Genomic DNA, 16,679 nt, shown 5'->3' with positions numbered 1-16,679 from the left:
ATCTTGGCCTTGTGCTTTCAAAATTTGAATACTATAGAAAAGTTGAATGCCTTTCAACTTTCTGACATCATCCGCCCCACTCAATCGGAGGCACAGAATCCAATGTCCTTACTTGGAAGAGCAGCGCTGGCCATGTGGTGGGAGATGGACCCCGCCATGAAGGCGGAGTTCGAAGACTGGCATTCCCACGAGCATTTTCCGGAGCGGCTCGGGATCCCGGGCTTTCGCCGCGGCTCCCGCTGGACGGGCGCGAGCGGTGGCGAGGGCATCTTCGTCATGTATGAACTGGAGGCGCACGGAACGCTGTCCTCGCCGGCCTATCTCGAGCGCCTGAATGCGCCGTCGCCATGGTCGACGAAGATGATGCCGCACCACCGGGACATGGTGCGATGCCAATCGCACGTGCTGGAGACCCGCGGCGGCGGCGTCGCGGGGCAGGCCCTGACCGTGCGCCTCTCGCCCGCCACCGGGCGAGACGATGAGCTTCGATCGTCGCTCGCATCTCTGATCTCGACACTCGTGTCGCGGCCCGGCCTCACGGGCGCGCACCTCCTCAGGCACGAGACGCCGCCCATCGCCCAGACGACGGAGCAGAAGATCCGAGGCTCTTCCGACCAGGTGGCCGACTGGGTCTTCGTCGTCCTCGGCTACGACCCATCGGTACTCGAAGCGCTGACGAGTTCGGACCTCAGCGAACAGTCGCTCGTGCGGCTCGGCGCTGCGCCCGGCCAGACCAGCGACAGGTTCTTGCTGTCGTACTCGGCCACGCCAGCCGACGTCAGCTGAGACGCCAGCGGCGCCCACCGGCCTGATAGCCCATTACCCGCATAGACAGGAGACATCGCATGAAACTTCGCAGCCTATTCACCTTCGTAGCACTCGTTGCAGCCTCTGCCGGCGCGTCCGCGCAGACCCAGGAGCAGATCATCCGCTTCGGCCACGTCGTGCAGGCGGGCCATCCGATCTCGCTGGCGACACAGAAGCTGGGCGAGATCGTCGCGGCCAAGAGCGGCGGCAAGATGCGGGTGCAGGAACTCGGCGGCGGAACGGTTGGCGGCGAGCAGCAGCAATTGAGCGCCGTGCAGGGCGGCGTGCAGGACATCACCCTGCCCTCCGCAACCGTCATGGGCGCGGTGGTCAAGGAGTTCACGTTACTGGACGTGCCCTTCTCCTTCAGCAAGGCCGAGCAGGTCGATGCGCTTCTTGCAGGCCCCTTTGGCCAGGCACTGATGGCCAAGCTGCCCGAGAAGGGCCTGGTCGGCCTGGCCTTCTGGGAGACGGGCTTCCGCAACTTCACCAACAGCCGCAAGCCGATCGTCAACATCGAAGACCTCAAGGGCCTGAAGCTGCGCGTGATCCCGAATCCGCTGTTCATCGAAAGCTTCGGCGCGCTCGGAACGAATCCGGTGCCGATGCCCTTCCCAGAGTTGTATGGCGCCCTCGAATCAAAGGCGATGGACGCTCAGGAGAACCCGTTCAGCGTCGTGCTGACCAGCAAGTTCTACGAGGTGCAGAAGTACATGAGCGTCACCAACCACGTGTACACGGCCAACCCGGTGGTGATCAGCAAGAAAGTCTGGGACAAGCTTTCGCCAGCCGACCAGAAGATCATTCAGGACGCGGTGACCGAAGCCGGCGCGTATCAACGCAAGCTCAGTCGCGAGGCATCGTCGGGCGCCCGCAAGGAACTCGAAGCGAAGGGCATGCTCGTCAACGACGTGCCGCAGGCGACCCTGAACAAGATGCGTGAGTTGACCAAGCCGGTCGCGGACAAGTTTGCCGCGTCCTATGACCCGGCCCTCGTCCAGCTCTATCGAACCGAGCTGGCGAAGGTCCAGGCGGCCATTCAATGACGATCGCGGTCAGACATGCGTCGTCGCCCCCAGGCCGATCGGTGCGGGCACCGCGTTGACGATGCGCGTGAAGAGTGCGTCATAGTCCGGCTCTGGTTCGCAGCCGGTTAACGGATCGCGGTTGGCGCCGAACGCCTCGTCGAGATCCTGCCAGTCGTCCGGCGTCAATACCTTCTCGGCCAGGGGCAGGATCTCCCGCTCCTCCAATGCCATGTGCGCAAAATAGAAGTCGACATAGCGTTCGACGGCCTGTTCGAACGCTTGCCTGCGCGCCTCGCCCAGCATCTCGAACGCCAGCAAGGCATGTTCGACCTCGCGGATCCTTCGCTCTCCGCGCGCGTGATCGTCGTCCAGCCGATCGAGCAATTCGCGCGAAAGGGGAGTCCGTGCCCGTAGCTTCGGAAACAGCAATTCGGACTCCTTGCGGTGATGCCGCTTTTCGGGAAACTCGTCGACGTAGAAGAGCATGGCTCGCAAGGCGGCAAAGTCGGGCAATGTGCCCTGTCGACGATGCTCGGCCAGTAGCAGGAGGATCGAGCGAAGCATGGCCGAAAGAGCCGAGTGCTCCTCGCGAATGATTCTGGTGGTCATGTGTGTCATTCAAGTCTCCGGTGGATGGCTCCCCTAGCCTCTCACCTCGTGGACCCGACAACCTTGTCGTAGATCAAGGGATCGCTTGGGCGTGCGCATGATGATCCAATGCGCCCATGCCAAAGCGAAGCGCGGGTCTGCTCATGTACCGCCGCACCGGCGGCTTGCTGGAGGTGCTGCTCGTGCACCCGGGCGGGCCTTTCTGGGCTCGTCGGGATGAAGGCGCCTGGTCCCTCCCCAAGGGCGAGTACGCGATCGAAACCGAGAGCGCGCTCGACGCGGCGAAGCGCGAGTTCGCCGAGGAAACCGGCTTCGCTCCCGGATCACCGCTTGCCGCGCTTGGCGAGACGCGCCTGCGCAGCGGCAAGATCATTTCAGCCTGGGCATTCCCGGGAGACTGCGACCCTGCGGACATGGTCTCGAACACCATGGAAGTGGAATGGCCGCCCCGCTCCGGAAAGCTCACGACCTTTCCGGAGGCCGATCGTGCGGCATGGTTCACGACGGAAGTGGCGCGTCTGCGCATTCACCCCGGGCAGCGCGTCTTCATCGAACGGCTGGAAGCCCTGGCCTTCGAGGGATGTCAAGGCAGGTCTTGAAGTGCGTCTCCCTGGCCTTCAGGAATAGATCGCCCGGCGTCAAACACACGGCGATACGCAGCGAGGTAGTTCGTGACCATCTTCTTCGCCGAATAGTGCGAGGCGTTCAGCAACCCCAAGGCGCGCATCTCGTCAAAGCGCCCTGCCGCCTGCTCGATGGCACGCGCCATGGCTTCGGGATCGTGGGGATCCACATAGCACGCGCCCAAACCTCCGATCTCATTCATGGGTGTGAGGTCCGATGTGAACACCGGGCAACCACAGGCCTGCGCTTCAATCAGTGGCCAGCCGAAGCCTTCCTGGAGCGACGGAAACAGCAAGGCGGCGGCCCGGCCGTAGAGCGCGCGCAATTCCTGATGCGACAGGTCTCGCAAGGCGGTGATTCGGTCCGCAACGCCATGCTGCGATACCAGGCGCGCCAGTTCGGGAGACAACTGCGGGCCGACGAGAACCAGGCGATCGACCACGGGGTCCGCACCGGATTCGGCCGCCCGCCGCTGAAGTGCGATGAACGTCTCCACGACCGCCTTGCGGTTCTTTCGCGGCAAGTCCATGCCGACATGGATGAGATAGCGGTCGCTCGCGGCCAGCCCGAGGCGACCGATCAACTGCTGGGCCTCGCCCGGTCGCAACAACGAGAAGTTGTCGTTCAACCCGTTGAGCACCGTCGTCACATGCTGGTTGTTCGCAAGTTGCAGGCCCAGCAGTGCGCGCTGGGTCGCGTTCGAGACGCACGCAATCAAGTCAGCCTTTGCCAGGCCCGAGGCAATGAGGCGCTGGAACAAGCGCCCAGTCCAGGCGACGTTCCACCCCGCGACCATCCCTTTCGCTGCCTGGACGGCAATGACGTCGTGGCAGGTAATGACGGTCGGCTTGCTTTTCACCCACTTCACGTACATCCCGTTGGAGTGATCGCAGATGTGCACCACGTCTGCCCAACGAGCCTGCACGACGAGGCTGGGGATGAAAAGGACGTACTTGTCGATATACCCGAGCCACTTCCACAGGCGGGAATTCGGCGCCACCCGCTGCAAGCGCCGCGGCGGCGTGGCCACGCGCAGCTCGCAGCCATGGTTGGGAAGTTCGCGCTCGAGTACGCGGCTGAAAGCCTGCATGCTGGCTTGGCCGTCCGGCACATAGTTGCCTACGAGTAAGACTTTCATCGAGCGATGGACCTTTCGAGTTTGGTGTGGTGCGGCATCGCAACTCGTTGGCTTGTACTACTTCGGAATTACATTTGGCGTCGGAAATCTGTACCCGGACAGGCAATCCTTCGCCTACACGGCGCCGTATGTCGGCAGGCGCCGAAGACGCTTCTTCAGTCATGCGGTCCGCAGCCCGCGATGAAGGACAGGGACCATGTCTACACTCTGCACGCCGAACTTGAAGGCGTGAACCTCATGCCGGCCTTCGAGCGTCTGTTGCTAGGCTGGAAGGCGCAGGGCCATAGCCTGGTCGCCCTCGGCGATCTCGCGGCAGCGACCGAACTGTCCGATCTTCCGCGCCACCTGCTGGTTCAAGGTGAGGTCGCGGGACGCTCCGGATTGCTCGCCGTGCATGGCGCCGCGTGGCGCTGAGGCGGCTTGTCGCTAACCCCCGGCATTCTGATATTGCTCGACCTGGCATTGGAAGCTGCCAGGGTGCATGGTGCAGATCGATGACTGTATCGGCGGCCCGCCCGTGCAGCCCGCGATCATCAGCAACAGCACAGCGATCGTGATTCGTTTCATCGATGTTCCTGTGACGCAGCTCATTCGGAAGTTGTGCTTCAACCCCAGGCCAGCACCGGAGATTTGACGCCTGTGCAATGTAGTCATCAAATGCATGCTTGCCTAGTAGCGCTCTGGATAGAGAGAGGTGATGCCATGTCGAAGAAGTCCGGTTGCAGGCGGAAGTGGCGCGGCGCGTCGATGCACGCCGGCATGATCTTGTGCCTGACGCTCGCGCTGTCGGCGGCCTGGGCGGAGCCCGTCTTCAAATGCGGCAATACCTACACGAACGTCCCGCCAGGCCAGGGCAAGAACGCCCCCAAGGGCTGTGTCCTGGTCGACAACACGCTTCAGCCCAAGGGAAAAGTCGAGTTCATCGCGGTCGATGGGTCGAAGCAGATCACCGTGCCGGTGGGCCAGGACGGGCGCTTCTGGATTCAGGGCTCGGTCAACGGATTTCCGGTCCAGTTCGCGATCGACAAAGGCGCGACCGTCCAGGCGGGCATTGCCGTCACCGAGAACTTCGCTGCCCGGGCCAACCTGATCGGCGGCGCGCCGGCCCGCATCCAGACCGCTGCCGGTGTGGTGGACGGGCGCCGCATCGAGGGCGTTCCGATGACCTTCGGCCCCTTCAAGGTGCCGGTGTCCACAGTGCTCGTCGGTCCGGTCGGGCGCAAGTCGACAGATGCCGTGCTCGGCCAAGAATTGCTTTCGCTCTTCGACATCACCGCGAACGACCGAGAGATGACGATCGCCAGCAAATAGCGTGTCGATGCAATTGCACCAGAGGGCAATTGCGCCCCACATCGGTAGCTCGTATGGTCTGGAGAGGCCGCTCTTCGTGGCGACTGTCAACTCGAAGGGGCTTCGATGAACTTCATGTCCGGACCCTTGGCCTTGCGGCTGGCCGCGGCTGCAACGTCTATCGCACTGATTTCCTGCGCTCAGCAGGCTGCAGCGCCTGCGGCTTCAGGGGCTGCAGGCAAACCGGCGCAAGCTGTGAGCCCTACGCCAGGTCAGCGGGCTGCTGCGTCGCCTGCGGCGACAGTGGATCCGGGCGTTCTTCAATCGACAACGACCAACTCGCGCAGGTCGGCCGGTCGTCCCGACTGAAAGTACGCCGGCCCAATGGCATTCATGCCGACATGGCCGACGATGGCGGCGACCGCAAGCTGCTGGTCTACAACGGCAGGACCGCGACCCTTTTCGATCCGCAGACCAAGTACTACGCGACAGTGCAGGCACCGCCCACCTTGAGGGAGGTCGCCAACCTCCTCAATGATCGCTACGGCATCGAACTGCCGGCCGCGGACCTCTTCGCGTGGGGCACGGACAAGGTCGACACTTCCGGCATCAGGTCCGCGGACTTCCTCGGCGTCACGCAGGTCGATGGCGTCCTGACTGATCATTTCGCGCTGCGGCAGGACGGCTTCGACTGGCAGATCTGGATCGAGCAAGGGCGCACTCCGGTACCGCGCAAGCTGCTGATCACCACGACCTCGGACCCCGCAAAGCCGCAGCATTCGGTCCTGATGCGCTGGAACCTCGCGCCCAAGTTTGCCGCGGGCATCTTCGATTTCAAGCCGCCGGCGGGCAGCCAACGTATCGTGATCCAGAAGGTCGACGGCACGCTCGACACCCCCGGCAAGTAGACCATCGCGAGGAGCCACCATGACCCGGCACGCATTCACAGGCAGCGCTTCATCGATCGTCGTCGGCTGCGTCCTGGGCACGGCCGTCGTGTGCGGCGGCCTGGGCTTCGTCAAGGACGCCCAGGCGGATCGGCAGGTGCGCGGCGGCGCGCGCACATCCGTCAATCACAACGTCAACGCGAACCGCAACGTCAGCACGAACACGAACGTCAACCGCAATGCAAACATCAATCGCAACACGAACGTGAACGTCAACCAGAACGTCAACGTCAATGTCGCCGGCGGCCGATACGACGACCACTACCACCCGGTTGCCACGGCGGCTGCGGTGACGGCCGGTGTGGCAATTACAGCCGCCGCCGTGGGTTCGATCGTGCGCAGCCTGCCGCCGTCATGCACGGCGGCGGTGGTCAACGGCATCACCTACCAGAACTGTGGCGGCGCGTGGTACCAGCCGCAGTACGCGGGGTCGCAAGTGACCTACGTGGTGGTCAATCCGCCGGGCTGATCTCGGCCACGATGCGGCTTGCTGCGATCTGATCGCCGGTGGCGACATGCAGGGCCGTCACCTTCCCTGCGACGGGGGCCGAGTGGACGTGCTCCATCTTCATGGCCTCCAGAGTGAAGATCGGCTGCCCGGCTTGCACGGTGTCGCCGATCCCGACCATGACCGCGACCACCCGCCCGTTCATCGACGCGCGCAGCTTGCCATCGCCAGCCGCTTCGCCTTGGCGGACCGATGCCGAGCGCGTCGTGTCCTCCACCCGCACGGGCAGGCCGCGGTAGTGCAGCCACAGCATCGGTCCGTCGCGGTGAAAGGCTGCTTTCTCCTGCACGCCGTCGCAGACGAGGCGCACGGAGACTGCATCCAGTTCGACAAGGTCGATCGCGAAGCTTTCCTCGGCAATGCTCACGTTGAAGGAGCGATCCCGCGTGACCCCGATGCTGGCATTCAGCGCTCGGCCGCCGATGTCGAAGCGCAGCGAGATCGGCAGGGTGTGCGTCAATCGGCGGACCAGCGGCCTGGGACGACGATCGCCGCCCGTCTCGTACAGAAGCACCGCCGCGAGGGCCGCCGCGCGGCCTTGCACGGCGCTGTCCGTCGCAAGCAGCGCTTGCTGGTGCTGCGCAATGAAGGCCGTGGTGGCGCCACCTTCGGCGAAGACCGGCTCTTCCAGACAACGTTGCAGAAAAGCCTGGTTGGTCGTTACGCCCAGCGCCACCGTGTCTTGCAAGCCCGCCGTGAGCTTCCGGCGCGCCTCGTCGCGCGTGCGGCCGTGGCTGATGAACTTGGCGATCATCGAATCGTAGAAAGGCGGAATTTCGGCGCCTGACTCCAGTGCATCTTCCACTCGCAGCCCGGCGGGCGTCTTCCACAATGCCATGGTTCCGCTCTGCGGCACGAAGCCCTCGTTGGCGTTTTCTGCGCAAAGCCGCACTTCGATGGCATGGCCGTTGAACTGCACATGCTCCTGCGTCAGTGGCAATGGCTCGCCTGCGGCGATGCGCAATTGCAGCTCGACGAGGTCCAGCCCGGTGATCGCCTCGGTCACCGGATGCTCGACCTGCAGCCGCGTGTTCATCTCCATGAAAAAGAAGTTGCCCTCCCTGTCGAGCAGGAATTCGAGCGTGCCCGCGCCTTCGTAGCGGATGGCCCGGACCGCAGCGACGGCGGTCGCGCCCATGCGGGCACGCAGGTCCGCGCTCACCGCCGGCGAAGGTGCCTCCTCGATGAGCTTCTGGTGACGGCGCTGCACCGAGCAATCGCGCTCGCCGAGATGAATCGCATGGCCGTAGCGGTCGGCAAAGACCTGGACCTCGATGTGGCGCGGCTCCACGATGGCACGTTCGAGGATCACTTCCGGGTCGCCGAAAGCGCTCTGCGCTTCGGAGCGCGCGCTGCGCAGCAGTTCGGCAAACTCGGCGGCCGAAGGCACCAGCCGCATGCCGCGCCCTCCTCCACCCGCGGTCGCCTTGATCATCACGGGGAAGCCAATGCGCTCGGCCTCGGCGGCCAGCCGCTCTTCGCCCTGGTCGTCGCCCTGATAGCCGGCGATGCAGGGCACGCCCGCTGCTTGCATGAGCGCCTTGGCGCCGGCCTTGTGGCCCATCGCGGCGATGGCCTCGGGCGAAGGGCCGATGAAGACCAGGCCGGCCTCCCTGCAAGCCTGAGCGAATTCGCCGTTCTCGGCCAGGAAGCCGTAGCCTGGATGCACCGCGTCGGCGCCAGTGAGCCTGGCGGCCTCGATGAGCCCCGGGATGCGCAGGTACGACTGTGCCGGCAACGGCGCGCCGATGCAGACGGCCTGGTCGGCTTCCTGCACGTGGCGCGCGCCGGCATCGGCCGTCGAATACACCGCCACCGTGCGGTAGCCAAGGGCGCGTGCGCTGCGGATGATCCGCATCGCGATCTCGCCGCGATTGGCGATCAGGATCTTGCGGAAAGGCGTGAGAACGGGTGACGAGACGGTCATGAAGCGTGTCCGGAAGATGTTCAGGGGCGTGCGACCGAGAACTGCATGGCTTGAGGCTGTCGCAACTCCGCTTCCCGGCAGATCGCCAGCACCTTGGCGAGCACGGCCCGCGTGTCCCGCGGATCGATGACCCCGTCGTCCAGCACGCGCGCGCTGGTGGTGAACACGCTCATCTGGCTGTCGAACCGGTCGATGATGCGGCGCTCCAGCTCGTCGAGCTTGGCCTGGTCGACCTCGCCTTTTCGTCTCATGGCCGCTTCGGTCACGATGGCCATCGTCTTCGCGGCCTGTTCGCCGCCCATCACGGCCGTCTTGGCGTTGGGCCACGAGAAGCAGAAGCGTGGATGGAAGCCGCGTCCGCACATGCCGTAGTTGCCTGCGCCGAAGGACGCGCCGCAATAGATCGTGATCTGCGGCACCGTTGCATTGGTCACGGCCTGGATCATCTTGGAGCCGTGCTTGATGATGCCGGCCTCCTCGTAGTCCTTGCCGACGATGTAGCCCGTCGTGTTGTTGAGATAGAGGATCGGCGTTTTCGACTGGCAGCAGGCCTGGATGAAATGGGTCGCCTTGGTGGCGCCCGCCGGATCGATGGGGCCGTTGTTGGTGACGACGCCGACCGGCAGGCCTTCGATCTTGAAGTGGCCGACCACGGTGGCACTGCCGTAGTTCTCGCCGAACTCCAGGAACTCCGAGTCGTCGGCGATACGGGCAATCACCTCTTTCATGTTCACCGGGCGCTTGGGGTCCATCGGCATGATGCCGAGCAACTCTTCGGCGTCGTAGCGTGGAGGCTTGAACTTGCCGGCGCGTTCCGGCGGCATGTCGCGATGCCAGTCGATGTGGGCGAGGATCTCCCGCGCGATGCGGATGGCGTCGCGATCGTCTTCTGCCAGGTAGTCGCCCAGGCCGGAGATCGAGGTGTGCATCACCGCGCCGCCCAGCTCTTCCTCGGTCGCGATCTCGCCGGTGGCGGCCTTGAGCAGCGGCGGCCCCGCGAGAAAGGCGCGCGAGCGGTCCCGCACCATCACGATGTAGTCCGACAGGCCCGTCTGGTAAGCGCCGCCAGCCGTGGAGGAACCGTGCGTGACAGTGATCACCGGCAAGCCAGCTGCCGACATGCGTGCGAGATTCCGGAACAGGCTGCCGCCGGTCACGAACTCCTCGACCTTGTAGGTCATGAGGTTGGCGCCCGCGCTTTCGACCAACTGCACGTAGGGCAGCTTGTTCTCGAGCGCCAGTTCCTGAACGCGCAACTGTTTGGGGATGCCCATCGGCTGCAGCGCGCCGGCGTCGATGCCCGAATCCGAAGCGTTCACCATGACGCGCACGCCCGACACCCAACCGATGCCGCTGATGACGCCTCCGCCCGGAACGCTTTTCTCCAGGTCGGGGTTGTCCAGGCCCAGCCCGGCCAGCGAGCAGATCGGCAGAAAAGGCGTGCCGGGGTCGAGCAACAGCGACAGGCGCTCGCGCGGCAGCAATTGGCCGCGCTTCTCGAAGCGCTCGCGCGACTTGGCCGAAGTGGCGGCGCTGCGTTCTTCGTAGCCGCGCATGCGCTCGATCAGGGCCAGCATGCCCTCGCGATTCGCCTGGAAGGTGTCGCCGGCGGCGGAGATGTTCGATTCGATGGTTGCCATGTGCCTTTGCCTGCCTTCCTATACGCCCAGTTGCCGGGCGGCGAGGTCCTTCATCACCTCTTCGGACCCGCCGCCGATCATCATCACCTTCACTTCGCGGTAGATGCGCTCGCTTTGCGTGCCGCGCATGTAGCCCATGCCACCCAGCAACTGCACGGCCTGGTCGGCGCAGAACTGCATCGCCTGCGTGGCCTGGACCTTCGCCAGGCACACGCGCGCCACCAGTCGGGCCGGGTCGTCGAGCTGGTGCTGGATGCGGTAGGTCAGGTCGTAGACGAGAGTGCGCGCCGCATCGATGCGAAGGGTCATGTCCATGAGCTTGTGCCGCACGACCTGCCGCTTCGACAGCGGCGCGCCGAAGGAGATGCGTTGACGCGTCCAGTCGACCGACTCCTTCAGGCAGACCTCGGCCATTCCGCATGCGAGCGCCGACATGAAGAGCCGCTCGGAATTGAAGTTGTTCATGAAGGTCTTGAACCCGTGGTTCTCCTCGCCGACGAGATGGGCGACGGGGACACGGCAGTTGTCGAAACGCAGGTGAGCGGTGTCGGAACTCCACCAGCCCATCTTCTTGAGCGGTGTGCGCGTCAGTCCCGGCGTATCGCCGTCGATGACCAGCACCGAAATGCCGCCTGCGCCTTTGCTGGCAGGGTCGGTCCGGACGGCCGTCGTGATGAAGTCGGCACGGATGCCCGAGGTGATGAAGGTCTTCTCGCCGTTCACGACGTAGTGGTCGCCGTCTCGGATCGCGGTGGTCCGAAGGCTGGCCACATCGGAGCCGCCCGAAGGCTCGGTCACGGCCAGCGCGGCGATCTTCTGCCCCGCGAGCACTGGCGGGAGCACGCGGCGTTTGAGCGTCTCGCTGCCGGCGACAAGGATGGGCGGCAGCGCAATGCTGTGCGAGTTGAGAGACGCCTGCACGCCGCCGCAGCCGCAGCGGGCGAACTCTTCGGCCACCACGATTTGATAGAACAGGTCCGCCGGTGTACCGCCGTACTCCTCGGGATAGTTCAGGCCCAGCACGCCCATCTCGGCCGCGCGTTGGTACAGCGAGCGCGGGAAGGTCTCGGCCTCGTCCCACTCGTTCACGAAGGGCGTGATTTCGCGGGCGATGAACTCGCGCAGGCTGGCACGGAACTGCTCGTGATCGGGACTGAAATAGAAAGGCAGCGGCGGCGCGTCCAGGAATTCCATGGGTGACTCCTCATGGCCCTGGAGACTAGCTACCGCACTCCTCGCGGTCTTGCGCGGAGTGGCTACGGCGTAGCGACTTGGCACAAGCCTTTCAGGGTGCATCCCGATAAGCTGAACGCATCCCTACAGCCAGGAAATACCCATGACCAGCCGCCGCCCTCCAGCCGCACAGAAGATTGTTCGCATCGGCGGCGCCTCGGGCTTCTGGGGCGACAGCATGGTGGCCGCGCCGCAACTGGTGAAGCTGGGCCGTCTCGACTACCTGGTGTTCGACTTCCTGGCCGAGACGACCATGTCCATCCTCGCGGCGGCGCGGGCCAAGAGACCCGAGATGGGCTACGCGACGGACTTCGTTGACATCGCGATGAAGTCGGTGCTCGGCGAGGTCAAGCGCCAGGGCATCAAGGTGGTCAGCAATGCGGGCGGCATCAACCCCCACGGGTGCGCCGATGCGCTGCGGGCGCTGGCGGAGGCCGAGGGCATCTCGCTGCGCATCGCCGTCGTCGAAGGTGATGACGTCAGCGCGCAGATGCCGGTGCTGCGCGAGCGAGGCGTGGCGGATATGTACACCGGCGAAGGACTGCCAGAGAAGGTGTTGAGCGCCAATGCCTACCTTGGCGCACTGCCGATCGCGGCCGCGCTGGCGGCGGGCGCCGATGTGGTGATTACTGGCCGCTGCGTCGACAGTGCCGTCACCCTCGGCCCGCTGATGCACGAGTTCGGCTGGACCAGCGACGACTTCGACCTGCTGGCCTCTGGCAGCCTCGCGGGCCACATCATCGAATGCGGATGCCAGGCGACCGGCGGCCTGCACACCGATTGGGAGGACATCCCCGACTGGGCGAACATGGGCTACCCGATCGTGGAGTGTCATGCCGACGGCAGTTTCTTCGTCACCAAGCCCGAAGGCACGGGCGGCAAGGTGATCCGCGCCGCGGTGGCCGAGCAGATGCTGTACGAGATCGGCGACCCCGCGGCTTACATGCTGCCCGACGTGACCTGCGACTTCCGCCATGTGGTCATTGAGCAGCAGGCCGAGAACCGCGTGCGCGTCAGCGCCGCGAAGGGCCGGGAGCCCTCCCCGACCTACAAGGTTTCGGCGACCGAACTCGATGGCTTTCGCTGCGCCGGCAGCCTGGTGATCATCGGCATCGACGCCGAGAAGAAGGCGCGGCGCACAGCCGAAGCGATCATCGAGCGCACCGGCCGCATCCTGCGCGAGAGCGGCCAGCCGCCCTTCACTTCCACCTGCATCGAGGTGATCGGGTCGGAGTCGCTGTACGGCCCGCACGCGCGGACACGCGGCGTGCGCGAGGTCACGATGCGCGTCGTGGCGAACCATCCGCAGAAGGCGGCGCTCGCCATGTTCGCGCGCGAGATCGCTCCGGCGGGCACCTCCTGGGCACCCGGAACGACCGGTCCCGGTGGCGGGCGGCCGGCGGTGTCGCCATTGATCAAGCCTTTCTCCTTCCTGCTCGACAAGGAGGCAGTGCCGGTGGCATTCGTGCTCGATGGCGAGCGCCATCCGGTGACCGTGCCTCGGTTTGCAGAAGATGCGGAAGCTCCGGCCATCGAGCTTCCCGCTGTCTATCGGAACCCCGACGAACCACAGGAGGATGTGCGCCTGATCCAGCTCGCCTGGGCGCGCAGCGGCGACAAGGGCGATCTCTCCAACATCGGCCTGGTTGCCCGTCGCCCCGAATGGCTGCCCGTACTGTGGGACCGCGTGAGCCAGCAAGCGGTGCGCGACTACCTCTCGCACCTCGTCCATGGGCCGGTCGAGCGCTTCTACCTGCCGGGCACCGCCTCGATGAACCTCGTGCTGCACGATGCGCTCGACGGCGGCGGCCCTTCGTCGATGCGCATGGATCCGCTCGGCAAGGGCATGGCGCAGATGCTGCTCGATATGACGATCTCCGTGCCGGCGTCTGTTGCAGTGCAATGCGCGACCGCGAAACCTACGGGTCAGCACGCTCGACAGGCCCAGGGGCCAGTCCTATAGTCGGGCTCCTCTTGGGCCGCAGCCAGCCCGCAGGAGATGCCGCAGCAGGCCCGCGATGCAAGAGTGATCGACAGTGCAAATCCACAACGAAGGAGACGCGCAATGAAGAAGTCGGTTCTCATGGTTGTCGGCGCCACCCTGGTCGCTCTTTTCGCCGCCGCTCCGGTGCTGGCGCAAAAGAAGACACTCGCCGTCGTCGTGAAAGGGTTGGACAACCCTTTCTTCACTGTGCTCGGTGACGGGTGCGCTCTCTGGAACAAGGAAAACGCCAGTTCCGAGTACACCTGCCTCTACACCGGCCCGGCATCCAGCGCCGACGAGGCAGGCGAAGTGCAGATCGTCGAGGACCTGATCAACAAGGGCGTTGCCGGCATCGCCATCTCGCCGTCCAACGCGCCGGCCATGGCCACGATGCTCAAGGCCAAGAACCCGAAGATGCCGATCATGACGATCGACGCCGATCTCGCCACCGCCGACCGCTCACTGCGCAAGACCTATCTCGGCACCAACAACTACGACATGGGCGTGCTCATGGCGAAGCACCTGAAGGAACTCAACGCCAAGGGCGGCACGGTCTGCATGCAGCTCGGCAACGTGGCGGCAGACAACATCAACGCACGCGCCGCGGGCTTCCGCGACACCATCAGCGGCAAGAAGGGCATCGACCGGCTCAAGGGTGAAGGCGGATGGACCGAGATCGCGGGCTGCCCGCTCTTCACCAACGACCAGATCGACCTCGCCAATCAGCAGATGGCGGATGTGTTCACCAAGAACCCGAAGCTGAACGCGTTCATCCTGGTCGGCGGTTGGGCGCAGTTCGGGCCGCAGGCCTACGCGCAGGTGACCGACCAGGTCATGCCGAAGCTCAAGTCCAAGGAGCTGATCATCATCGCGGGCGACACGCTGCCGCCGCAACTGGATGCGCTGAAAGCCGGCCGCAGCCATGTGCAGGTCGGACAGCGGCCCTTCGAGATGGGCCGCCGCGCGCCGGCCGTGCTGATCGACCTGATCACCGGCAAGAAGGTGAACGATCCGCTTTACACGGGCCTCGACGAGTGCGTCCCGACAAACCTGGACAAGTGCCCGGCCAAGTAACGCCCATGGCTGTCCTGGAGCTCTCAGGGGTCTCCAAGCATTTCGGCGCCATCCAGGCGCTGACCGATGTGTCCCTGTCGCTCGGGGCCGGCGAGGTCGTCGGCCTGATGGGCGACAACGGGGCGGGCAAGTCGACGCTGGTCAAGATCGTGGCGGGCAACTACCCGCCGAGCCAGGGCGAGGTGACGATGGAGGGCCGCAAGGTCGCCTTCCACAAACCCGCCGACGCGCGTGAGGAAGGCATCGAGATCGTCTACCAGGACCTCGCGCTGTGCGACAACCTCACGGCCGCTGAGAACGTCTATCTCGGCCGCGAGTTGACGCGCGGCATCGGCCCTATCAGGGTGCTGGACTACCGCGCGATGTTCCAGCGCGCCGGGGAGTTGTTCGCCGAACTCAAGTCGGAGACGCGGCCGCGCGACCTCGTGCGGCGCATGTCCGGAGGACAGCGCCAGGCCGTCGCGATCGCGCGGACGCGGCTGGCGGACCCTCGCATCGTGTTGATGGACGAGCCCACCGCCGCCATCAGCGTGCGCCAGATCGCCGAAGTGCTGAGCCTGATCCGGCGGCTGCGGGACCACGGCATTGCGGTCGTGCTGATCAGCCATCGCATGCCGGACGTCTTCGCCGTCGCTGACCGGATCGTCGTGCTGCGCCGCGGCGTGAAGGTGGCCGACAAGCCCATCGCGCAGAGTTCGCCGGAAGAGGTCACGGGCCTCATCACCGGCGCCATCGGGACCGCGTGATGAGCCTCCCCGGCGAATTCGATGCGGCGACAAGCCTCCAGGATTCGATAGGCCGGCGGACACACCGCACCTGGCTGGGCTGGCTCGTCAGCCAGCAGACCTTCTGGGTGTCGGTGGCCGCAGTCGTGGCCTTCGTCGTGCTGTCGCTGGCGAGCGATGTCTTCGCGACACAGCAGAACCTCTTCAACGTGACGCGCAATTTCGCTTTCGTCGCGATCATCGCGATCGGCATGACGGCGGTCATCATCACAGGCGGCATCGACCTTTCGGTCGGCGCGGTGCTCGTGCTCTCGGGCATGGTGATCGGCATGACCATGAACGCGGGCACCTCGATCTGGGTGGCGATCCCGCTGGCGCTCGGCGCCTCGCTGCTGGTCGGCGCGTTCAACGGCGTGATGATCGCGTACGTCGGTGTGCCGCCCTTCGTGGTCACGCTGGGCATGCTGTCGATCACGCGCAGCCTGGCCATGGTGTTGTCCAACAACCGGATGGTCTATCAGTTCGGCCCCGACCAGCCGCAGTTGCTGGCACTGGGCGGTGGCTTCGTCAATCTCGACCTGCCTTTCGTCGATGTGATCCGGGTGCCCAGTCCCGTGCTGTTCCTGATCGTGTTGCTGGTCATCGCCAGCTTTCTGTTCCGCTGGACGCGCTGGGGCCGGTACCTGTATGCCATCGGCGGCAACGAACGCGCGGCGATCATGACCGGCGTGCCCGTCAAGTTCGTCAAGGTCAGCGTCTACATGTTCTGCAGCCTGTGCGCAGGCGTCACCGGCATCCTGGAGGTCGGCTGGCTCGGCACCGTCACCACCAGCCTCGGCCAGGGAATGGAACTGTCGGTGATCGCGGCATCGGTCATCGGCGGCACGAATCTCACGGGTGGCATCGGTACCGCGTTCGGCGCGGTGGTCGGAGCGGCGCTGATCGAGGTCATCCGCAACAGCCTGATCCTGCTGGGCATAAGCACCTTCTGGCAAGGCACCTTCGTCGGCAGCTTCATCATCGTCGCGGTGCTCTTCGACCGGCTGCGTGCGCGCGGCGCGAACGACTGAACGGCACCGCACTGCCCTTCCGTCATACCCCGTTTGTAGAATGACGATTCGCGGAGGATTTCTGCACGATGGGCA

The 16,679-nt window shown here is 65.0% G+C and carries 17 protein-coding genes; 11 read left to right on the top strand and 6 right to left on the bottom strand.

Annotation, left to right across the window (positions count from 1 at the left end; all coding sequences use genetic code 11):
• Positions 1-156: 156 nt before the first annotated feature.
• Positions 157-786: a hypothetical protein gene (locus QTI04_RS11465; protein WP_286598433.1), complete on the top strand. Its 630-nt coding sequence runs from the start codon at positions 157-159 to the stop codon at positions 784-786.
• 59 nt (positions 787-845) lie between these two features.
• A complete protein-coding gene (locus QTI04_RS11460; protein ID WP_286598434.1) occupies positions 846-1,853 on the top strand; it encodes a TRAP transporter substrate-binding protein in 1,008 nt (335 codons plus the stop codon).
• Between the two features lie 9 nt (positions 1,854-1,862).
• On the opposite strand, the gene QTI04_RS11455 is transcribed toward QTI04_RS11460, so the two are convergent.
• Positions 1,863-2,453: a hemerythrin domain-containing protein gene (locus QTI04_RS11455; protein WP_286598435.1), complete on the bottom strand. Its 591-nt coding sequence runs from the start codon at positions 2,451-2,453 to the stop codon at positions 1,863-1,865.
• A 107-nt stretch (positions 2,454-2,560) separates the two neighbouring features.
• Between QTI04_RS11455 and QTI04_RS11450 the strand changes: the two genes are divergently transcribed.
• On the top strand, positions 2,561-3,043 hold the full coding sequence (locus tag QTI04_RS11450) for an NUDIX domain-containing protein (protein ID WP_286598436.1): 483 nt from the start codon (positions 2,561-2,563) through the stop codon (positions 3,041-3,043).
• On the opposite strand, the gene QTI04_RS11445 is transcribed toward QTI04_RS11450, so the two are convergent.
• Entirely contained in the window at positions 3,028-4,158 is a 1,131-nt protein-coding gene (locus QTI04_RS11445) for a glycosyltransferase family 1 protein (RefSeq protein ID WP_286615743.1), read from the bottom strand. The genes QTI04_RS11450 and QTI04_RS11445 overlap by 16 nt on opposite strands.
• Before the next feature lie 228 nt (positions 4,159-4,386).
• Between QTI04_RS11445 and QTI04_RS11440 the strand changes: the two genes are divergently transcribed.
• Entirely contained in the window at positions 4,387-4,620 is a 234-nt protein-coding gene (locus QTI04_RS11440) for a hypothetical protein (protein WP_286615706.1), read from the top strand.
• Between the two features lie 12 nt (positions 4,621-4,632).
• Here the strand turns inward: QTI04_RS11440 and QTI04_RS11435 are convergent, their stop codons facing one another.
• Entirely contained in the window at positions 4,633-4,773 is a 141-nt protein-coding gene (locus QTI04_RS11435) for a hypothetical protein (protein ID WP_286615703.1), read from the bottom strand.
• Between the two features lie 135 nt (positions 4,774-4,908).
• Here QTI04_RS11435 and QTI04_RS11430 point away from each other — a divergent pair, with 135 nt between their 5' ends.
• From QTI04_RS11430 to QTI04_RS11420, 3 genes are read left to right on the top strand one after another with little or no spacing between them, the layout of a single operon-like run.
• Complete coding sequence (locus tag QTI04_RS11430) at positions 4,909-5,517, top strand: TIGR02281 family clan AA aspartic protease (RefSeq protein WP_286615702.1); 609 nt, start codon at positions 4,909-4,911, stop codon at positions 5,515-5,517.
• 53 nt (positions 5,518-5,570) lie between these two features.
• Positions 5,571-6,404: a DUF2092 domain-containing protein gene (locus QTI04_RS11425; RefSeq protein ID WP_286615700.1), complete on the top strand. Its 834-nt coding sequence runs from the start codon at positions 5,571-5,573 to the stop codon at positions 6,402-6,404.
• A gap of 19 nt (positions 6,405-6,423) precedes the next feature.
• Positions 6,424-6,912: a hypothetical protein gene (locus QTI04_RS11420; RefSeq protein WP_286615699.1), complete on the top strand. Its 489-nt coding sequence runs from the start codon at positions 6,424-6,426 to the stop codon at positions 6,910-6,912.
• On the opposite strand, the gene QTI04_RS11415 is transcribed toward QTI04_RS11420, so the two are convergent.
• From QTI04_RS11415 to QTI04_RS11405, 3 genes are read right to left on the bottom strand one after another with little or no spacing between them, the layout of a single operon-like run.
• The gene (locus QTI04_RS11415; protein ID WP_286615698.1) at positions 6,896-8,878 is read right to left on the bottom strand and encodes an acetyl-CoA carboxylase biotin carboxylase subunit; all 1,983 of its coding nucleotides are present in this window, start codon (positions 8,876-8,878) and stop codon (positions 6,896-6,898) included. The two genes, QTI04_RS11420 and QTI04_RS11415, sit on opposite strands and share 17 nt — an antisense overlap.
• A gap of 20 nt (positions 8,879-8,898) precedes the next feature.
• Entirely contained in the window at positions 8,899-10,518 is a 1,620-nt protein-coding gene (locus QTI04_RS11410) for an acyl-CoA carboxylase subunit beta (protein WP_286615697.1), read from the bottom strand.
• 18 nt (positions 10,519-10,536) lie between these two features.
• A complete protein-coding gene (locus QTI04_RS11405; protein WP_286615696.1) occupies positions 10,537-11,712 on the bottom strand; it encodes an acyl-CoA dehydrogenase family protein in 1,176 nt (391 codons plus the stop codon).
• A 142-nt stretch (positions 11,713-11,854) separates the two neighbouring features.
• Here QTI04_RS11405 and QTI04_RS11400 point away from each other — a divergent pair, with 142 nt between their 5' ends.
• The 4 genes from QTI04_RS11400 to QTI04_RS11385 all read left to right on the top strand — a co-directional run bounded on the left by QTI04_RS11400 (position 11,855) and on the right by QTI04_RS11385 (position 16,604).
• Positions 11,855-13,714 (top strand): acyclic terpene utilization AtuA family protein, encoded by a 1,860-nt coding sequence (locus QTI04_RS11400; RefSeq protein WP_286615695.1) that lies wholly within the window; start codon positions 11,855-11,857, stop codon positions 13,712-13,714.
• A 102-nt stretch (positions 13,715-13,816) separates the two neighbouring features.
• Positions 13,817-14,809: a substrate-binding domain-containing protein gene (locus tag QTI04_RS11395; RefSeq protein WP_286615694.1), complete on the top strand. Its 993-nt coding sequence runs from the start codon at positions 13,817-13,819 to the stop codon at positions 14,807-14,809.
• 5 nt (positions 14,810-14,814) lie between these two features.
• A complete protein-coding gene (locus QTI04_RS11390; protein ID WP_286615693.1) occupies positions 14,815-15,555 on the top strand; it encodes an ATP-binding cassette domain-containing protein in 741 nt (246 codons plus the stop codon).
• Positions 15,555-16,604 carry an ABC transporter permease gene (locus tag QTI04_RS11385; RefSeq protein WP_286598450.1) on the top strand — a complete coding sequence of 350 codons (1,050 nt, stop codon included), beginning with the start codon at positions 15,555-15,557 and terminating at the stop codon, positions 16,602-16,604. Before QTI04_RS11390 ends, QTI04_RS11385 begins: the two co-directional genes overlap by 1 nt.
• The last annotated feature ends 75 nt before the right edge of the window (positions 16,605-16,679 follow it).

This window comes from Variovorax sp. J22R115 (assembly GCF_030317005.1).
Lineage (GTDB): Bacteria > Pseudomonadota > Gammaproteobacteria > Burkholderiales > Burkholderiaceae_C > Variovorax.
This window is presented reverse-complemented; position numbering and strand designations above follow the sequence as displayed.

Excerpts from the sequence above, each read along its gene's own strand:
- QTI04_RS11430 (WP_286615702.1), top strand. The coding sequence starts at position 4,909 with ATGTCGAAGAAGTCCGGTTGCAGGCGGAAGTGGCGCGGCGCGTCGATG.
- QTI04_RS11385 (WP_286598450.1), top strand. The coding sequence starts at position 15,555 with ATGAGCCTCCCCGGCGAATTCGATGCGGCGACAAGCCTCCAGGATTCG.
- QTI04_RS11395 (WP_286615694.1), top strand. The coding sequence starts at position 13,817 with ATGAAGAAGTCGGTTCTCATGGTTGTCGGCGCCACCCTGGTCGCTCTT.
- QTI04_RS11425 (WP_286615700.1), top strand. The coding sequence starts at position 5,571 with ATGGTCTGGAGAGGCCGCTCTTCGTGGCGACTGTCAACTCGAAGGGGC.
- QTI04_RS11390 (WP_286615693.1), top strand. The coding sequence starts at position 14,815 with ATGGCTGTCCTGGAGCTCTCAGGGGTCTCCAAGCATTTCGGCGCCATC.
- QTI04_RS11435 (WP_286615703.1), bottom strand. The coding sequence starts at position 4,773 with ATGAAACGAATCACGATCGCTGTGCTGTTGCTGATGATCGCGGGCTGC.
- QTI04_RS11460 (WP_286598434.1), top strand. The coding sequence starts at position 846 with ATGAAACTTCGCAGCCTATTCACCTTCGTAGCACTCGTTGCAGCCTCT.
- QTI04_RS11450 (WP_286598436.1), top strand. The coding sequence starts at position 2,561 with ATGCCAAAGCGAAGCGCGGGTCTGCTCATGTACCGCCGCACCGGCGGC.
- QTI04_RS11400 (WP_286615695.1), top strand. The coding sequence starts at position 11,855 with ATGACCAGCCGCCGCCCTCCAGCCGCACAGAAGATTGTTCGCATCGGC.
- QTI04_RS11455 (WP_286598435.1), bottom strand. The coding sequence starts at position 2,453 with ATGACACACATGACCACCAGAATCATTCGCGAGGAGCACTCGGCTCTT.
- QTI04_RS11415 (WP_286615698.1), bottom strand. The coding sequence starts at position 8,878 with ATGACCGTCTCGTCACCCGTTCTCACGCCTTTCCGCAAGATCCTGATC.
- QTI04_RS11420 (WP_286615699.1), top strand. The coding sequence starts at position 6,424 with ATGACCCGGCACGCATTCACAGGCAGCGCTTCATCGATCGTCGTCGGC.
- QTI04_RS11405 (WP_286615696.1), bottom strand. The coding sequence starts at position 11,712 with ATGGAATTCCTGGACGCGCCGCCGCTGCCTTTCTATTTCAGTCCCGAT.
- QTI04_RS11410 (WP_286615697.1), bottom strand. The coding sequence starts at position 10,518 with ATGGCAACCATCGAATCGAACATCTCCGCCGCCGGCGACACCTTCCAG.
- QTI04_RS11445 (WP_286615743.1), bottom strand. The coding sequence starts at position 4,158 with ATGCAGGCTTTCAGCCGCGTACTCGAGCGCGAACTTCCCAACCATGGC.
- QTI04_RS11440 (WP_286615706.1), top strand. The coding sequence starts at position 4,387 with ATGAAGGACAGGGACCATGTCTACACTCTGCACGCCGAACTTGAAGGC.
- QTI04_RS11465 (WP_286598433.1), top strand. The coding sequence starts at position 157 with ATGAAGGCGGAGTTCGAAGACTGGCATTCCCACGAGCATTTTCCGGAG.